Origin of the sequence: Pseudomonas sp. LAIL14HWK12:I10 (assembly GCF_900184205.1) — a bacterium.
GTDB classification, from domain to species: Bacteria; Pseudomonadota; Gammaproteobacteria; order Pseudomonadales; family Pseudomonadaceae; genus Aquipseudomonas; species Aquipseudomonas kermanshahensis.
The window spans coordinates 37,683-54,986 of the sequence record NZ_FXWU01000017.1; the positions used below are offsets into that span (position 1 = coordinate 37,683).

Below are 17,304 nucleotides of genomic sequence, written 5' to 3' on the forward strand. Positions count from 1 at the left end.
CCTTGGATAATGCGTAACAGGGGTCAACGATCGCCAAAGCGGCGGATCGTCAAAGGGTCGCCAGCGCTGAGCAGCACCTTGGCCAACAAGCGCTCGAGCGTTTTGAGCTCTTCGGGTTCCAGTGCGCCGCACAATTCGTTCATCGCTGCCGCACCGATTTCTGGCAGCCGGTCCGCCAAGCGCTGGCCATCGGCGGTCAAGGCCAGGCGCACCTGGCGTCGGTCATCGGCGCAGCGGTTGCGCAGGATCAGGCCCTTCTGCTCGAGGCGGTCGAGCATGCGGGTCATCGAACCGCTGTCCAGGCCCAGGTAGCGGCACAGTTCGGCCGGGGTGTCCACCTGGTACTGGGTGACGATGATCAACACCTTGAACTGCGCGGCGGTGACGCCCTCTGATTCGAGGTGCCAGTCGAGAATGCGGTCCTTGAGGATCGCCGCGCGGCCCAGCAGCATGCCGATGGCACAGGTCTGGAAGTTTTCTGGAGAGAAATGCGCCATGGAGTCTGCCCGGTTAATTGTTTAAAAATATTACTGCCTAGGCAGTGAATGTCAAAGCTTTGATTAGGGTGCTATGCAAAATTTCATGATTTGGCCGCGCTTTTCTTGAACAAGGCACAACCCTTGTGGGAGCCGGCTTGCCGGCGATGAGGCCGGCACAAGCACCACAAGACAGTTGCTCCCACAAGTCCCTGCCAGATCAAATTTCTGTTAGGTCACCGCTCAGGTGCCAAACCCAACGCTGGCACCGCGCCGCAGGCGATCGCCATGCCTACCAGTTCCGCCAGGCTTCCTGCTTGCAGCCGTTTCATCACCCGCCCCCGGTACAGGTCAACGGTCTTCACGCTAACCCCGAGGCGCTCGGCGATCTCACGGTTGTTCAAGCCTTGGGCCAACGGCACGAACACATCGCGCTCACGCGGCGTCAGGCCATCGACCCGCGCCTGAACCTGGGCCAACGCCTGGTCGCCCTGACGCGCGCGCCCTGCCCGCTCCAATGCCGCCTGCACACTGTCGAGCAGCAACTGGTCGCTATAGGGTTTCTCGATGAAATCGCAGGCACCCGCCTTGAACGCCCTAACCACGATCGGCACGTCGGCATGGCCACTGACAAAGATCACCGGCAGGTCCAGGCCCCGTTCCTTCATCAACTGCTGCACCGCCAGCCCGCCCAGCCCAGGCATGCGCACATCCAACAGCACACAGGCCGGGCCGTCATCGATGCACGCGTCCAGAAACGCCTGCCCACCGGCAAACGACAGGGCCTCGAGCCCCACCGACTGCAGCAGCCAGACCGTGGAATCACGCATGCCCTGGTCGTCGTCGACCACATACACCTTCGCTTGCACCCTGACCTCCCGTTATTCCCTGCTCACTGCCAAGCGGCAGCACAACACCAACCCACCGTTCGCGCCCGCACGCGCCCATAAGCTGCCACCAAAGCCTTCGATGAGGCTGCGGCTCATGCTCAGGCCCAGCCCTAGGCCATCAGCCTTGCTGGTGGTGAACGGGGTAAAGATTTCATCCAGGCGCTCGGCCGCCACGCCCGGCCCTTGGTCCGTCACTTCGACCAACACGCCGTCGCCTTCGCGCACGGCGCCCAGCAGGATACGTGAGGGCCGTGCGCCCTGCTGCTCGCGATTGGCATCGATGGCATTGCGCAGCAGGTTCAGCAGCACCTGCTCCAGCAACACCCGGTCGGCATACACCGCCGGCAATTGCGCGCTCATACGCAGTTCGATGCTGACCTGGTCACGCGCCGCCTCCCAGGCACACAGGCGCATGGCTTCATTGGCCACATCGAGCATGTCGAGCGCTTGCAGCCGGCGGGGCCCTTTACGCAGGAACACACGTAGCCGGCGGATCACCTGCGCGGCGTGGGTAGCCTGCTCGGTGATGCGCTGCAGCCCCTGCCCGACCCGCTCACGCGCCTGCGGGTCGCGCTCCAGGCCTTGCAGGTAACGCTGGCTGGCGTTGGCATAGTTGACCACCGCCGCCAACGGCTGATTGATCTCGTGGGCGATACCGGACGCCAACTCGCCCAAGGTAGCCAGCCGCGCGCTGTGGGCCAGGCTCTCCTGGGCTTCGATGCGCAAGGTGATATCACGGGAAACACTGACGATTTCCACCACTGCCCCGGTGTAGGTCTCGCGGATGGCGCGGCTGGCAATCTCGAACCAGCGGTAGCCGCCCGCCGCCTGGCGCACCCGGCAGGTCATGGTGTGGTAGCCGTCCTGGTCCAGGGCAGCAGCAGCCTGGGCCAGCACCTGGCGGCGTTCACGCGGGTGCAGCAAGGTCCGCACGGCCATGCCCCGCAGTTGCTCGGGCCACCGGCCCAACAGGCGGAAGGCCGCCGGCGAGGCGTCGAGGAAGCGCCCGTCAGGGCTGTGCCGGGAGATCAGGTCCGTGGTGTTCTCGATGATCAAGCGGTACAAGCGCCGGGCGCGGCTGGCTTCGCGTGCACCCTGGCGTTCGGCGCTGGCGTCACGGCAGCGGCCAAGCACCTGCTGGCCCCGGTCATCTGGGATGAACGTCCACAGCACGATGCGCTCGCCAACCTGTACTTCCACGTCGGCAATTGCCCGGTGCTGCCGCAGGCAGGCCCGCACCAGCGCGGCGCAGTTGGCCGGTAGCCAGGCCGCCAGCGGCGGGCCTTCCTGCAGCAAGGCCTGCAAGGCCGGGTTGGTGGCCAGCGGCCTGGCATCGGCGGCCAGCAACAGGCTGGGCTGCGGGTCTTTGGCAAGCAAGGGAGACAGGGTCTTGTCCACGGCGTGCAACTCGCTGTTATAGTAGTTTTACTATATTGCTATAGTCGATATTCCATCTACCATAGCGACTCGCGTAAAACTGCGACAGGGGAAAGCGGCCAACCGTACGCTTTTCCACACCCTGAACAGAGCTAACAATCAGCCACCGGGGGTCACGCGCACAGGCTGCGCCTGCCTCCCCTACAGGATTACCGCATGTCGATCTATGCCCAGGGCCTGATGCCCGCTGCCGTCAACCATGTCGCCCTCACCCCACTGAGCTTCATCGAACGCACCGCTGCGGTGTATGGCAACTACCCGGCTGTCATCCATGGCGCCATCCGCCGTAACTGGCAGGAAACCTACCAACGCTGCCGGCGCCTGGCCAGCGCCCTGGTGGGGCGCGGCATCGGCCGTGGCGACACGGTCGCGGTGATGCTGCCAAACACCCCGGCCATGCTCGAAGCGCACTTCGGCGTGCCCATGACCGGTGCAGTGCTCAACACCCTCAACGTTCGCCTGGACGCCGAAGCCATCGCCTTCATGCTGCAGCACGGCGAGGCCAAGGTGCTGATCACCGATCGCGAGTTCCACACGGTCATCGAAGCCGCCCTGGCCTTGCTCGAACACCCGCCCCTGGTGGTCGACGTCGATGACCCGGAGTACGGCGAAGGCCGCGCGGTCAGCGCGCTTGACTACGAAGCCCTGCTGGCCGAGGGCGACCCGGAATTTGCCTGGGAATGGCCCGATGACGAATGGCAGGCCATTTCGCTCAACTACACCTCCGGCACCACCGGCAACCCCAAGGGCGTGGTCTACCACCATCGCGGTGCCTACCTCAACGCGCTGGGCAACCAGATGACTTGGGCCATGGGCCACCGCCCGGTGTACCTGTGGACCCTGCCCATGTTCCACTGCAACGGCTGGTGCTACCCCTGGACCATCACCGCCTTGGCCGGGACCCACGTGTTCCTGCGCCGGGTCGACCCGCAAAAGATCCTCACCCTGATCCGCGAACACCGGGTCACCCATCTGTGCGGCGCGCCCATCGTGCTCAACGCCCTGGTCAACATGCCTGAGGCCGCCAAAGCTGCCATCGAGCACCCGGTGCAGGCCATGGTCGCAGGCGCCGCACCACCCGCCAAGGTGATTGGCGCGGTGGAAGAAATGGGCATTCAGGTGACCCACACCTACGGCCTGACCGAGGTGTACGGCCCGGTGACAGTCTGCGCCTGGCATGAGGAATGGGACGCGCTGCCGCTGGAAGCGCGCGCGCGCATCAAGTCCCGCCAGGGCGTGCGCTACCCGACGCTCGACGGCCTCATGGTCGCCGACCCGCAAACCCTCGCCCCGGTGCCGCGCGACGGCAACACCCTGGGCGAGATCTTCATGCGCGGCAACACGGTGATGAAGGGTTACCTGAAAAACCCTGAGGCCACGGCCGAAGCCTTCCGCGGCGGCTGGTTCCACACTGGCGACCTGGCAGTCTGGCATGCCGATGGCTATGTCGAAATCAAGGACCGGCTCAAGGACATCATCATTTCCGGTGGCGAAAACATCTCCACCATCGAAGTCGAAGACGCCCTCTACAAACACCCAGCGGTGCTGGAAGCGGCCGTGGTGGCGCGCCCCGACGACAAATGGGGCGAAACGCCCTGCGCCTTCGTGGCACTCAAGCCTGGCCGGGAAGACACCCGCGAAGCCGACATCACCAACTGGTGCCGTGAGCACCTGGCCGGGTTCAAAGTGCCGAAGACCGTGATTTTTGGCGAGCTGCCCAAGACCTCCACCGGCAAGATCCAGAAGTACGTCCTGCGCGACCGCGCCAAAGCCCTTTAAGGCTGTACCTGCCTCTTCGCGGGTAAACCCGCTCCCACAAGAACAGCGCCGTTCTTGGGAACTGCATTAAACCAGTGGGAGCGGGTTTAACCGCGAAGAGGCCCGGCCAGACAACCTATTACTCACTTCCTCGAGCCGACGATGCCCCACTACACCGCCCCACTGCGCGACATGCGCTTCATCCTCCACGATGTGTTGCAGGGCCCTGCCCTGTGGGCACGCCTGCCCGCCCTGGCCGAGCGCATCGACGCCGACACCGCCGATGCCATCCTCGAAGAAGCGGCCAAGGTCACCAGCCAGCTGATCGCCCCGCTCAGCCGCAACGGTGACGAGCAGGGTGTGCATTTCGAAGCCGGCCAGGTCACCACCCCGGATGGCTTCCGCGACGCTTGGCGCACCTACCGGGAAGGTGGCTGGGTTGGCCTGGGCGGCAACCCCGAGCATGGCGGCATGGGCATGCCGAAGATGCTGGGCGTACTGTTCGAAGAAATGCTCTACGCCGCCGACTGCAGTTTCAGCCTGTATTCAGCCTTGAGTGCCGGCAGTTGCCTGGCAATCGACGCCCACGCCAGCGAAACACTCAAGGCCACCTACCTGCCGCCGCTCTATGAAGGCCGTTGGGCCGGCACCATGTGCCTGACCGAACCCCACGCCGGTACTGACCTGGGGTTGATCCGCACCCGCGCAGAACCCCAGGCCGATGGCAACTACCGCATCAGTGGCAGCAAGATTTTCATCACCGGCGGCGAGCAGGACCTGACCGAAAACATCGTCCACCTGGTGTTGGCCAAGTTGCCGGACGCACCGGCGGGGGCTAAAGGCATCTCGCTATTCCTGGTGCCCAAGTACCACGTCAATGACGATGGCAGCCTGGGCGAGCGCAACGCTGTGCAGTGCGGGTCGATCGAGCACAAGATGGGCATCAAAGCCTCGGCCACCTGCGTGATGAACTTCGATGGCGCCATCGGCCACCTGGTCGGCGATGCGAACAAGGGCCTGGCGGCCATGTTCACCATGATGAACTACGAGCGGCTGTCCATTGGCATCCAGGGTATCGGCTGCGCCGAAGCGTCGTACCAGAGCGCCGCACGCTACGCCAACGAACGCCTGCAAAGCCGTGCCGCCACGGGCCCGCAGGCGAAGGACAAGGGGGCCGACCCGATCATCCAGCATGGCGATGTGCGGCGCATGCTGCTGACCATGCGCACGCTTACCGAAGGTGGCCGGGCCTTTGCGGCCTACGTGGGGCAACAGCTGGACCTGGCCCGCTATGCCGAAGACGCCGGAGAACGCGAACATGCCCAGCGTCTGGTGGCACTGCTGACGCCCGTGGCCAAGGCGTTTTTCACCGACAATGGCCTGGAAAGCTGCGTGCTCGGCCAGCAGGTGTATGGCGGCCATGGCTACATCCGCGAATGGGGCCAGGAACAACGCGTGCGCGACGTGCGTATCGCACAGATCTATGAGGGCACCAACGGCATCCAGGCCCTCGACCTGCTCGGGCGCAAGGTGCTGGCAGACGGTGGCCAGGCGCTGGCCAGTTTCACCGCCGAAGTGCGCGCCTTCAGCGTTGCCGCGCCACTGTACCGCGAAGCCCTGCAAGCCAGTGTTGCGCGCCTGGAAGCCACCAGCGCCTGGCTGCGGGCACGCGCAAGCCAGGACGCCAACCTGGTCAGCAGCGTGGCCGTGGAGTATTTGCACATGTTCGGCCTCACCGCCTACGCCTACATGTGGGCGCGCATGGCCGCCGTGGCGCAGGCCAAGCGCGAACAAGACCCGGCCTACCATGAGGCGAAACTGGCGTGTGCAGCGTTCTTCTTCCAGCGCGTGTTACCACGCAGCCTGGGGCTGGAAGCCAGTATCCAGGCCGGCAGCGCGAGCCTGTACGGGTTGACCGCGGAACAGTTCTGATCAGCGTGGGGGCGTAAAGCGCCCCCAGGCACTGCCCGCGAAGGGTTCTCAAACGCTGAAATTCCATTGCAAATCCGACGAAAAACCGGCACAACTGATAGTCATTCGCCATTACCTCGGTTCTCGGGAACCCTCTAGCAAGGGTAGAATGCGCAAAACCCGGAGCCGCAATGAATCACGACCGCCTCAATCCCAGCCCAGACGATGCCATTACCGACGCCGCCGCGCAGTGGTGCATGCGCCTGCACGCCGATGATTGCACGGCGGCAGAGCGCGAGGCGTTCGCCCGCTGGCTAGCGGCTGACCCACGGCACGCTGAGGAATACCAGGCGATGCTGGAAATCTGGCAGACTGCCGACCTGCTGCCGCGCAACGCGACCGTGGTCGACTTCAACCCGCCGTCACGCCAGGCCGCACGCGTGCGCAACTGGCGCCCGCTGGCCTCGGCTGCGGCCATCGCCCTGGCGGTACTGCCATTGGCAGGCTGGATGGGCTGGGAACAAGGTTGGCTGCCCAACCATTACCAGCACTTCGAAGCCAGCGACCGGATGCAGACAGTAGAGCTGAGCGACGGCAGCACGGTGCAGCTCAACCTCAATACCGAGCTGACATACCTCAACTTCAAGGACCAGCGCCAGGTTACCCTCAAGCGCGGCGAGGCGTTCTTCAAGGTCCAGCACGACAGTGCGCACCCCTTCATCGTCCACGCTGGCCGCGGCCAGACCCGAGTAACCGGCACCCAGTTCAACGTCTGGAAGTACCAGGACCAGGTTAAGGTCACCTTGGTGGAAGGTTCGGTGCTGGTGTCCAGCGACGGCAGTGCCGGTGGCTACCGCCTGGGCCCTGGGATGCAGGCCAGCTATCACAAGGGCGATTTCGAGCCGCAACTGGCGCAAAGCGACGATTACGGCAATGCCCTGGCTTGGCGCAATGGCAAGCTGGTGCTCGATAACCTGAGCCTGGAACAGGCGTTGCCGGTGATCAACCGCTACCTCGACGCCCCGCTGCTGCTGGCCGATGCCAGCACCGGGCGGATCCGCATCAGCGGCATCTATAACACCCGCGAAGTCGGGCGCCTGGTCAACAACCTGCCCAAGGTGCTGCCGGTCTACCTGACCCGCAGCAAGGACGGCAGCACAGTCCTCAACAGGATCTCGCCGCCGCCCGACAAGGGCTGACGCCCTTCCCGCCTTACAGCGTCATCGCCGCCAACCAGCCAAACGCCAGCAGCGGCAGGTTGTAATGGATGAAGGTCGGCACCACCGTGTCCCAGATATGGTGGTGCTGGCCGTCCACGTTCAGGCCCGAGGTCGGGCCCAAGGTCGAGTCCGACGCGGGCGAACCTGCATCCCCCAATGCCCCGGCGGTACCCACGATGCACACCGTGGCCACGGGGTCGAAGCCCAGTTGCACGCACAGCGGTACAAAGATCGCGGCCAGAATCGGCACGGTGGAGAACGACGAGCCGATGCCCATGGTCACCAGCAATCCCACCAGCAGCATGAGCAAGGCGCCAACGCCCTTGCTGTGGTCGATCCACTGCGCCGATGTCTCGACCAGGCTCTTGACCTCGCCGGTGGCCTTCATCACGTCGGCAAAACCCGATGCGGCAATCATGATGAAGCCGATCATGGCCATCATCTTCATGCCTTCGGTGAACAGGTCGTCAGTGTCTTTCCAGCGCACGATGCCCGACAGCGAGAAGATCAGGAACCCGACCATGGCGCCAATGATCATCGAGTCCAGCAACAGCTGGACGATAAACGCCGCCGCGATCGCCAGGCCAGCGACCATCAGGGTCAACGGGTTGTATTGCACGCTGACCTGCTCGACCTGCTCGATACGCGCCAGGTCGTAGTCGCGCTTCTTGCGGTAGCTGAAGAACACCGCCAGCAACAGGCCGGCGAGCATGCCCGCCGCCGGAATGGCCATGGCATGGGTGACATTGACGCCGCTCACATCGACCCCGGCGCGGGCGACGTTGGCCAACAGGATTTCGTTGAGGAAGATGTTGCCAAAGCCCACCGGCAGAAACATGTACGGGGTGATCAGGCCAAAGGTGATCACGCAGGCGATCAGCCGACGGTCGATGCGCAGACGCGTCAACACATACAGCAGCGGCGGCACCAGCAGCGGGATGAAGGCGATGTGAATGGGCAGGATGTTCTGCGACGACACCGCCACCACCAGCATCAGGCCGATCATCATCCACTTCACCTTGCCGCCATTGGCTTGGCCCTGGCGGTCGATCATGGCCAAGGCCCGATCGGCCAGGGCGTGCGCCAGCCCTGACTTGGCGATGGCCACGGCAAAGGCGCCCAGCAGCGCATACGACAATGCCACGGTGGCGCCGCCACCCAGCCCGCCATTGAAGGCCTTCAGCGTGCCCTCGATGCCCAAGCCGCCGACCAGGCCGCCGACCAAGGCACCAATGATCAGGGCGATGACCACGTGTACCCGCGACAGGCTGAGTATCAGCATGATGCCGACCGCGGCGATCACTGCATTCATGGTTGGCTTACCTCATAAGGACAGAAAAAAAGCGCGCACTCTGAAGCAGTGGGCGGCAGATGTCAAAAGCGCCATGTTGCGGCGCATTACTCAGCCCCGCCTTAATTTAAATTGAACGTTTGAATAAAGAAAAAAGCGCGATGGCCGACACAGTCGACAGCCAGAACTATTACAAGGGATTCGCCCCATGCCTTTGCGACAACTTTCCATCCAGTGGAAGATCACCCTGCTCGCCGGTCTGTGCCTGGCCGGCATCGTCACCCTGCTCGTCGGCCTTTCGCTGTACCGCATGGACCACAGCTCGGACCTGGTCAAGGCGAGCAGCATGCAGATGCTCACCGATGCGGCCCAGGGGCGCATCGAGTCGCAAGGTGAAGTGCAGGCCTTGAACATTCGCCGTCAATTCATGGACGCCTATCAGTACGGCGCCGGCTTCGCCCGCCAAGTGCTGTTCCTGCGCGAGCAGGCTGAAAAGCGCTTTCTCGACGCTTACGACCTGCGCGAGGACATGACCCGCCAAGTGCGCGCCGCGTTGCAAGCCAACCCCGACCTGCTCGGCATGTCGCTGGTGTTCGAGCCCAACGCCCTGGACCACAAGGACAACCTGTTCACCGCCAAGCCAGCGCTGGGCAGCAACGAAACCGGGCGTTTCGCGCTGTACTGGTCGCAACCACGTGCCGGTCAGCTGACCGCCATGGCCCTGCCCGAGCATGACATGGCCAACACCGAGGTCGGCCCCAGCGGCCAGCCCGCCAACACGTGGTGGGTGTGCCCGCGCAGCAGCGGCAAGGTCTGCGTGGTGGAGCCCTACTTCTATGACATCGATGGCCAGCGGGTGCTGATGACCAGCATCGTCTTCCCTCTGGCCGTCAACGGCAAGGTGATCGCCACCCTGTCCATCGACATCAACCTCAACAGCCTGCAGGCCTTGACCCAGAATGCCAGCCGCAGCCTGTACGAAGGCCGCACCACCGTGGGCATTCTCAGCCCGGTGGGCCTGTTGGCCGGTTACAGCGCCGATGCCGGCAAACTGGCCCAGCGCTTCGACCAGGTCGACACGGCCAAGGGCGCCGAACTGGTGCGCAAGCTGGCCGAGGGCAAGCTGAGCATCCTGCACGACCAGCAACGCCTCAAGGTGTTGGCGGCTTTCGAGCCGATCCCCGGCGCCCAGCCCTGGGGCGTGCTTCTGGACGTGCCGGAAAACGCCCTGACCGGGCCCGCCGAAACGTTGAAACAGGAACTCGATACACTGAACACCAGTGGCACCTTGCTGGAGCTGGGCCTGGGCCTGGCCGCTGCAATCGCAGGCCTGCTGCTGGTGTGGCTGATGGCACGTGGTGTGACCCGGCCGATTCTGGGCGTGGCAGCGATGCTCAAGGACATCGCCAGTGGCGAAGGTGACCTGACCCGCCGCCTGACGTACCAGAAGCAAGACGAACTGGGCGAGTTGGCCGGTTGGTTCAACCGCTTCCTCGACAAGCTGCAGCCCACCATTGCCGAGGTCAAACGTTCGGTGCAGGCCGCCCGTGGCACGGCTGACCAGTCCTCGGCGATCGCCAGCGAGACCAGCGCTGGCATGGAGCAGCAGTACCGCCAGGTTGACCAAGTAGCGACCGCCTCGCACGAAATGAGCGCCACCGCCCAGGACGTTGCCCGCAGCGCTGCCCAGGCTGCGCAGGCAGCCCGCGAGGCCGACCAGGCCACCCGCGAGGGCCTGGCCGTGATCGACCGCACCACCCACAGCATCGATGCCTTGGCCGCCGACATGAACAACGCCATGGCCGAAGTCGAGGGCCTGGCGCAGAACAGCGAGAAGATCGGCTCGGTGCTGGAAGTGATCCGCTCGATTGCAGAGCAGACCAACCTGTTGGCACTCAACGCCGCCATCGAAGCCGCCCGCGCCGGTGAGGCCGGCCGTGGCTTTGCCGTGGTCGCCGATGAAGTGCGCAACCTCGCCCGGCGCACCCAGGAGTCGGTGGAAGAAACCCGCCAGGTGATCGAGGCCTTGCAGGCCGGTACCCGCGAAGTGGTCGGTGCCATGGACAACAGCCATCGCCAGGCCCAGGGTGGCGTGGAGCAGGTCGGCCAGGCCGTTACTGCACTGCAGCGCATCGGCCAGGCAGTGACGGTGATCACCGACATGAACCTGCAGATTGCTTCGGCCGCCGAAGAACAAAGCGCGGTGGCCGAAGAGATCAACAGCAATGTCGCAACCATTCGCGACGTCACCGAATCGCTGTCAGGGCAAGCCAACGAGTCGGCGCGGGTCAGCCAGTCGCTCAACAGCCTGGCCAATCAACAACAGGCGCTGATGGATCAATTCCGCGTCTGATGCGTTAGAGGCCGGCGCTTGCCGGCCTCACCTCAAGGTTCGAAGCGGCCGTTGCCGAGTATGCGATCGAGCATGACCAACGCACCGTGCACGTTGGGCCTGGCCCCCATCGGCAGTACATCGGTACCCGGCTCGGTGGCGTCTTCATATCCGGACGCCATGACCAGCAAGTGCATCTGGTCGGCATTCAGGTAGACGTGATGGTGCTCCATGGCATACGACTGGATCAGGCTCAGGGCGCCCGTCACCATGGGGGTTGCACTGGAGGTGCCGGCGTAGTTCTCGGAGTAGTCCCTGTTTTCACCCGGCAAGTCCTGCAAGTCACCCCTGGACAGGGTTACCACACTGTCGCCCCAGGCGTTGAGCATGCGATGGCGGTAGCGGTAGTTGGAGTACGTGTGGGGCTTGCCGCTGTACGATTGGCACGCGCCAATCAAGATGACACCGGCGTCGCCGTAGTCGTCGAAGTAGGGCCAATTGGCAAGGTCGACGCCCTGGTTGGCTTGAGTCCCTTGTTGCGCCAGGGTCTTGCTGCTGCCATTGGCCGCCGCGTTGACCACCACAGCGCCGCGCTGGGTCAGTTGCTGCATCACTGTCCACCAGGCCTTATCGTGCAAGGACGGCAGCAGGGTGCTCAATACTGCGGGGTTGGCGGATTGACGATTGATGGCGACAATATCCCCGGGTTCCACGTTGCGCAGCAGGTCTTTGAGCACCTGATTGTTGCCGTGAATATCCTTGGAGCGGTTGTGGTACAGGTACAATTCGCTGTCGTGACTGACCCCCGTTGCCCCAAACCCATTGCGCGCTGCCAGAATGACTCCCACAGAGGCAGTCCCGTGCTTGGGATCGTCGTTGGGTGCTAGCGACACGATCTTCAGGTCAGGGTTGCCCCGCAGGTCCTCGTGTTCCGCAAACAACCCGCCGTCACTGAAATGGATCCGCGAGCCTCGCCCAGTTACCCCCCCGGCCCACGCCTTGCGCACGTTCAATCCTTTCCATCTTGGCCCTGGTGCGTCGAGGTAATACTGGCGATGCTCGAAGTCGGGCGTGGGCTGGGCATTTTCGTGGGCTCGATTGCCCGCCACCACGGCGGCGCCGGTCAACAGCGTGGCTACCACCGCCGCCGCGCCAAGCAAAATAAGGTTTGGCTCAGCGCTGGCTTGCAGAAAGTGCATGGACTGCACGTACTCCAGCGCGGCCAGGGTCTTGAGCAGTGCGAGGTAAGTGTCGTTGAGCATGCTGGGGGGCTGCTCCAGATAGCAGAACTGGCGTAATGCCTGAAGCCGATCGTCATGCTGCTCCTGCTCATCCAGAATAGGCCGGGGGGTAAGCACGGTATTCAGATTCGGCCAATAACGAACCAGTACCGAGCCTGAATCGGGCTGCAGATCATCAAGCAGCCGTTGGTAGCCACCCGCTTCGAACGCGATAACCAGCGTGGGGTACGCGGCACCTGGCGCCACTGCCGCAAGGCCTTGCGCGAGCTGCTCACGAGGTTCGTATTCGCGGCTGCTCTGGCCCACCTCACGCTTGCCTCGCCCGCCCGCAGACGGCAGCGGTATTTTTTCGAGCACGCGTTGGTTCAACTCCTCGGCCTTGATCTCGAGCACCAAGGGCGGCAAGTCAATGATCCCGGAAGCGCCGGTAGGCCGGTTCATGGCCCGGGCATGTTCATCCAACAGGACGACTCTTGGCCGGATGCTATAGACACCTGACGCTTCTTCGGCGATCAACGTGGCCGGGCATCCATGGTCCCCCAAGCGGCCAGTGTGCACCTCGGACTGTACCGAAACCCCTCTGAACGACACCGCACCCTCAGGCCCGGCCCGCTCCAGCTCGTAGCGAATACGGCTGACCTTGTGCAGGTCTGCACCCATGCACCGAACGTGAAATTTTCCATCGAAACAGAAGTTGCGGTAATAGACGAAACTCAAATCAAGGGTCATCAGGAATGCCTCGCGCCGTGGGCCAAGTGTGCTGCCGAAATGGCAACGCACACTCTTGCAACCGCGCGCCACGGAGCACAGAGAGAGCGCCTTCCCTGCCTCCCGCCAGGCAAAGCAGGCAAAGGTGTCGTCTACACTTGCCGGCACTGACTCAGCGGCTACCGAGGAGGCCCCGATGAAAAAAATTCCAACGCTGCTGGCCGGCCTGCTGCTCACTGTTGGCTTGGCCAGCACCGACAGCGCCGCCTCAGCGGAACGCAACGCGCCGATTCACTTTGGCGCAATTGGTTGGGAAAGCGGTGCACTGACCACCGAGATACTGCGCCTGATCGTCGAACGGGGTTACGGCTACCCCACCGACACACTGCCCGGCAGCACCGTGAGCATGGAAGTAGCCTTGGCCCGCAACGACCTGCAGGTGATCGCCGAGGAATGGGCCGGGCGTAGCCCCGCGTGGATCAAGGCCGAGCAGGCCGGCCAGGTGTTCGCCCTAGGCGACACGGTCAAGCACGCTGAAGAAGGCTGGTGGGTGCCGGCCTACGTGATCCAGGGCGACCCATCGCGCAACCTCAAGCCCTTGGCACCTGACCTGCACAGTGTCGACGACCTCAAGCGTTACCCCACGGTGTTCAGGGACCCTGAAATACCGGACAAAGGGCGCTTCCTCAACAGCCCCAGTGGCTGGACGTCCGAGACGGTCAACAGCCAGAAACTCAAGGCCTATGGGCTGGATGCGCTGTACAACAACTTCCGCAGTGGCTCTGGCGCAGCGCTGGATGCCGAGATCAGCTCGTCCATCCGCCGCGGCCAGCCAGTGCTGTTCTATTACTGGAACCCAACCCCGCTCATGGGGCGCTACAAGCTGATCCGCTTGCAAGAGCCACCCTTCAATGAAAAGGCCTGGGCCACCCTGACAGATGCCAGCAACCCCAACCCGCAAGGTAGCCAGTCACTGCCAGCCAAATTGTCGATTGGCGTTTCCAAGGCGTTCAAAGAAGGCTACCCGGACCTGGTGGCGGTGTTCGAAAAAGTCGACCTGCCGATCGATCGGCTCAACAGCGCCCTGGCCGAGATGAGCGAAAAGCGCATCCCGCCCAACCAGGCTGCCCTCGCCTTTTTGCGCGATAACCGCGATGTGTGGAAAGCCTGGTTGCCTGCGCAGGTCGCAGCCAAGGTCGAGGGCAGCCTATGAGCGGCGGCTTTCCCGAAGCCCTGCAATTTTCCTTCGCGGGTCGCGTCAACCAGCTAGTCGACTGGCTGGTGTTGAACTACGGCGACCACTTGCGCAGCCTCTCGGATCAACTGCTGCAACTGCTGGTGGGGCTGGAAAACCTGCTGCGCCTGTTGCCTTGGTGGGCGCTGTTGCTGGTGGTCGGGCTGCTCGCCTGGCATGCCAGCCGCAGCCTGTTGCGCAGCCTGATGATGGTGGCCCTGCTGGCCTTGATCGGCGTGCTCGGGCTGTGGGACAAGCTGTTGCAAACCTTGGCCTTGGTCCTGATCAGCACGGGCTTGTGCGTGATGGTCGGCGTGCCGCTGGGCATTCTGCTGGCGTCCCGCCCGCTGGCTCGACGGCTATTGATGCCGGTGCTGGATGTGATGCAGACACTTCCGGCCTTCGTCTACCTGATCCCGGTGCTGATGCTGTTTGGCCTGGGCAAGGTGCCGGCGGTGTTCGCCACCCTGATCTACGCCTTGCCGCCACTGGTGCGGCTGACCGAACTGGGCTTGCGGCAGATCGACCCGTCCTTGTTGCAGGCTGCACACGGCCTGGGTGCCAGCCGCTGGCAGCGGCTACGTCGCATCGCCCTGCCACTGGCCCTGCCCAGTATCATGGCCGGGCTCAACCAGTCGGTGATGATGGCGTTGTCGATGGTGGTGGTGGCTTCGATGATTGGCGCCCGCGGGCTGGGTGAGGATGTGCTGGCGGGGATCCAGACCCTTAACGTCGGCCAGGGCGTCGAGGCCGGGTTGGCGATCGTGGCGCTGGCCATGGTGATTGACCGCATCAGCCAGGCGTATGGGCGCACGGGGCGTTGAAGTACGCAGATGCCGGCTTGCCGGCGACCGGCCCCGCACTGACAATGCACGCCTGCCCGCTCAGCCCTGGAGCCCCTTCGCGTGTCCCTCAAAGCCCTGCGCACCCTGGTGACCATCGCCCGCCACGGCACCTTCGCCCGTGCCGCCGACCTGCTCAGCCTCACCCCTTCGGCCGTGAGCCTGCACATCAAGACCCTCGAAGACGAACTGCAGGTCACCCTGTTCGATCGCAGCCGTCGGCAAGTCGTGCTGACCGAAGCCGGGCAGTTGGCGGTCGCGCGCGCCGAGAGCATCCTCGGCGCCTATGACGAGCTGGCCGATGCCTTGGCCAGTGGCCCGAGCCTACGTGGCCGCTTGCGCCTGGGGGCGATCCACACGGTGCTGGCCCGGCGCTTGCCCAAAGCCCTGCTGTGGATCAAGACTCACCACCCGCAGTTGCACATCAGTGTCGCGTCGGGCATGTCGGCGGAATTGGCCCGGCGCGTCGAAGACGGCGAACTCGATGCAGCGATCACCACCGAGCCGGTCAGCCCCTACCCGCAGAGCCTGGTCTTCACCCCGCTGTTCGCTGACCGCTTCTGGGCCATTGCCAGCCCCGACCTGGCTGGCCAGAGCGTGCCCGAGCTGCTGGCCAGCCAACCGTTTCTGCGCTTCGACAAACGCGCCTGGGCCGGACGGCAGATCGAACAGGAGCTGCGCCGCCAGCACCTGCAAGTCAGCGAACAAATGGAGCTGGACAGCCAGGAAGCCCTGGCCAGCATGGCGGTGATGGGCCTGGGCGTGGCCATCATCCCCATGGCCGACGCGGACCTGCAGCGCTTGCCGCCGGCAACCTGCCTGCCGTTTGGCGAACCGCAACTGACGCGCCGGGTGGTGCTGCTGGAGCATGAGAAAAGCCAGCGGCGGCACTTGAGTGCGGTGCTAAAGACGGCCCTGGACGCCTAAATCGCGGCAACCGTGCAGTTATTCTCAACGGTCAATGAAGAAAACAACGTTTTTACAAACCAAAGCGCCCCCGTAGTCTGTAGCGGTACCCGACGACGGAACGCCGACCATGCTCCACCTGCTGCTGACCACACTGCTACCCATCATCCTGCTGATCGCCCTGGGCACCTTTCTGCGTGTGCGTGGCTTTCTGGCGGAAACCTTCTGGCCCGGTGCCGAACGCCTGAGCTATTACGTGCTGCTGCCGTCGCTGTTCCTGCATGGCCTGGCCACCGCCAACCTCGACGGGGTACCGATACTGGGCATGGTCGCAGTGCTGATGCTGTCGACCCTGCTCGGCGCCTTGCTGCTGGTGCTGTACCAAGGCGCGGTGAACCATGACGGTGCCGATTTCACCTCGGTGTTCCAGGGTGGCATTCGCTTCAACAACTACATCGGCGCAACCCTGGCGGCGGGCATCTATGGCAGTGCTGGCATTGCCTTGGCGGCCGTTGCCAACGCCGCCATCGTGCCCTTGGTCAACCTGCTGTGCGTACTGGTGTTCGCCCGTTTCAGCGCACGCCACAGCTCACCGGCCACGGTACTGCGGGCGATCTTCGCCAACCCGCTGATCGTTGGCTGCGCGGGTGGCCTGCTGCTGCGGGTCACAGGGCTGGGCTTGCCGGCAGGGCTTGAACCGACGGTCAAGGCGCTCGGCCAGGCCGCCCTGCCCTTGGGCCTGCTGTGCGTGGGCGCAGCCTTGGGCGGTGCCAGCGTCGGCCGCCAGGTGCGCCCGTTGATGGCCGCCTCGGCGTTCAAGTTCCTGGTCATGCCGCTGACGACCTGGGGCCTGTGCCGTGTGCTCGGCCTGGGTGGGCAGGCGGCAGTGGTGGCCGTGCTGTTCCAGGCCTTGCCTACGGCGTCCTCGTCCTATGTGATGGCCCGGCAGATGGGCGGCAACGCACCGCTGATGGCTACCATCATCGCTCTGCAGACCGTGGTAGCCGCCGCAACCCTTCCTTTGGTGCTAATGCTTACGCTTGGCTAGACTCTGAATC

Annotated in this window: 13 protein-coding genes and 1 pseudogene; 9 read left to right on the forward strand and 5 right to left on the reverse strand. The window is 64.1% G+C overall.

Annotated elements, in window-relative coordinates:
• Positions 1 to 23: 23 nt before the first annotated feature.
• From QOS90_RS25485 to QOS90_RS25495, 3 genes are all read right to left on the reverse strand, one after another.
• A complete protein-coding gene (locus tag QOS90_RS25485) occupies positions 24 to 497 on the reverse strand; it encodes a MarR family winged helix-turn-helix transcriptional regulator (RefSeq protein WP_027593555.1) in 474 nt (157 codons plus the stop codon).
• Positions 498 to 712: 215 nt separating this feature from the next.
• Positions 713 to 1,345, reverse strand: coding sequence for a response regulator transcription factor (locus QOS90_RS25490; RefSeq protein ID WP_027593556.1), 633 nt, complete (start codon positions 1,343 to 1,345; stop codon positions 713 to 715).
• 12 nt (positions 1,346 to 1,357) lie between these two features.
• On the reverse strand, positions 1,358 to 2,764 hold the full coding sequence (locus QOS90_RS25495) for a sensor histidine kinase (protein ID WP_085274262.1): 1,407 nt from the start codon (positions 2,762 to 2,764) through the stop codon (positions 1,358 to 1,360).
• A gap of 195 nt (positions 2,765 to 2,959) precedes the next feature.
• Between QOS90_RS25495 and QOS90_RS25500 the strand changes: the two genes are divergently transcribed.
• The 3 genes from QOS90_RS25500 (at position 2,960) to QOS90_RS25510 (ending at position 7,671) form a co-directional block, all read left to right on the forward strand.
• On the forward strand, positions 2,960 to 4,582 hold the full coding sequence (locus tag QOS90_RS25500; RefSeq protein WP_085274263.1) for an acyl-CoA synthetase: 1,623 nt from the start codon (positions 2,960 to 2,962) through the stop codon (positions 4,580 to 4,582).
• A gap of 141 nt (positions 4,583 to 4,723) precedes the next feature.
• The gene (locus QOS90_RS25505) at positions 4,724 to 6,493 is read left to right on the forward strand and encodes an acyl-CoA dehydrogenase C-terminal domain-containing protein (protein ID WP_085274264.1); all 1,770 of its coding nucleotides are present in this window, start codon (positions 4,724 to 4,726) and stop codon (positions 6,491 to 6,493) included.
• 170 nt (positions 6,494 to 6,663) lie between these two features.
• Entirely contained in the window at positions 6,664 to 7,671 is a 1,008-nt protein-coding gene (locus QOS90_RS25510) for a FecR family protein (protein WP_085274265.1), read from the forward strand.
• Positions 7,672 to 7,684: 13 nt separating this feature from the next.
• Here the strand turns inward: QOS90_RS25510 and QOS90_RS25515 are convergent, their stop codons facing one another.
• The gene (locus QOS90_RS25515) at positions 7,685 to 9,004 is read right to left on the reverse strand and encodes a Na+/H+ antiporter family protein (protein WP_085274266.1); all 1,320 of its coding nucleotides are present in this window, start codon (positions 9,002 to 9,004) and stop codon (positions 7,685 to 7,687) included.
• Between the two features lie 508 nt (positions 9,005 to 9,512).
• On the opposite strand from QOS90_RS25515, the pseudogene QOS90_RS27760 reads away from it, so the two are divergent.
• Together QOS90_RS27760 and QOS90_RS27765 are read left to right on the forward strand one after the other, a co-directional pair.
• A pseudogene (locus tag QOS90_RS27760) lies at positions 9,513 to 10,478 on the forward strand (methyl-accepting chemotaxis protein); the annotation flags it as partial.
• A gap of 102 nt (positions 10,479 to 10,580) precedes the next feature.
• Positions 10,581 to 11,336, forward strand: coding sequence for a methyl-accepting chemotaxis protein (locus QOS90_RS27765; protein ID WP_371097434.1), 756 nt, complete (start codon positions 10,581 to 10,583; stop codon positions 11,334 to 11,336).
• A 32-nt stretch (positions 11,337 to 11,368) separates the two neighbouring features.
• Here the strand turns inward: QOS90_RS27765 and QOS90_RS25525 are convergent, their stop codons facing one another.
• Positions 11,369 to 13,285, reverse strand: coding sequence for a S8 family serine peptidase (locus tag QOS90_RS25525; RefSeq protein WP_085274268.1), 1,917 nt, complete (start codon positions 13,283 to 13,285; stop codon positions 11,369 to 11,371).
• Between the two features lie 175 nt (positions 13,286 to 13,460).
• On the opposite strand from QOS90_RS25525, the gene QOS90_RS25530 reads away from it, so the two are divergent.
• The 4 genes from QOS90_RS25530 (at position 13,461) to QOS90_RS25545 (ending at position 17,294) form a co-directional block, all read left to right on the forward strand.
• Positions 13,461 to 14,477, forward strand: coding sequence for an ABC transporter substrate-binding protein (locus QOS90_RS25530; RefSeq protein ID WP_085274269.1), 1,017 nt, complete (start codon positions 13,461 to 13,463; stop codon positions 14,475 to 14,477).
• A complete protein-coding gene (locus QOS90_RS25535) occupies positions 14,474 to 15,322 on the forward strand; it encodes an ABC transporter permease (RefSeq protein WP_085274270.1) in 849 nt (282 codons plus the stop codon). The genes QOS90_RS25530 and QOS90_RS25535 overlap by 4 nt, the downstream gene beginning before the upstream one ends.
• A gap of 81 nt (positions 15,323 to 15,403) precedes the next feature.
• Entirely contained in the window at positions 15,404 to 16,267 is an 864-nt protein-coding gene (locus QOS90_RS25540; RefSeq protein WP_085274271.1) for a LysR family transcriptional regulator, read from the forward strand.
• A 109-nt stretch (positions 16,268 to 16,376) separates the two neighbouring features.
• Complete coding sequence (locus QOS90_RS25545) at positions 16,377 to 17,294, forward strand: AEC family transporter (protein ID WP_085274272.1); 918 nt, start codon at positions 16,377 to 16,379, stop codon at positions 17,292 to 17,294.
• Positions 17,295 to 17,304: the final 10 nt, after the last annotated feature.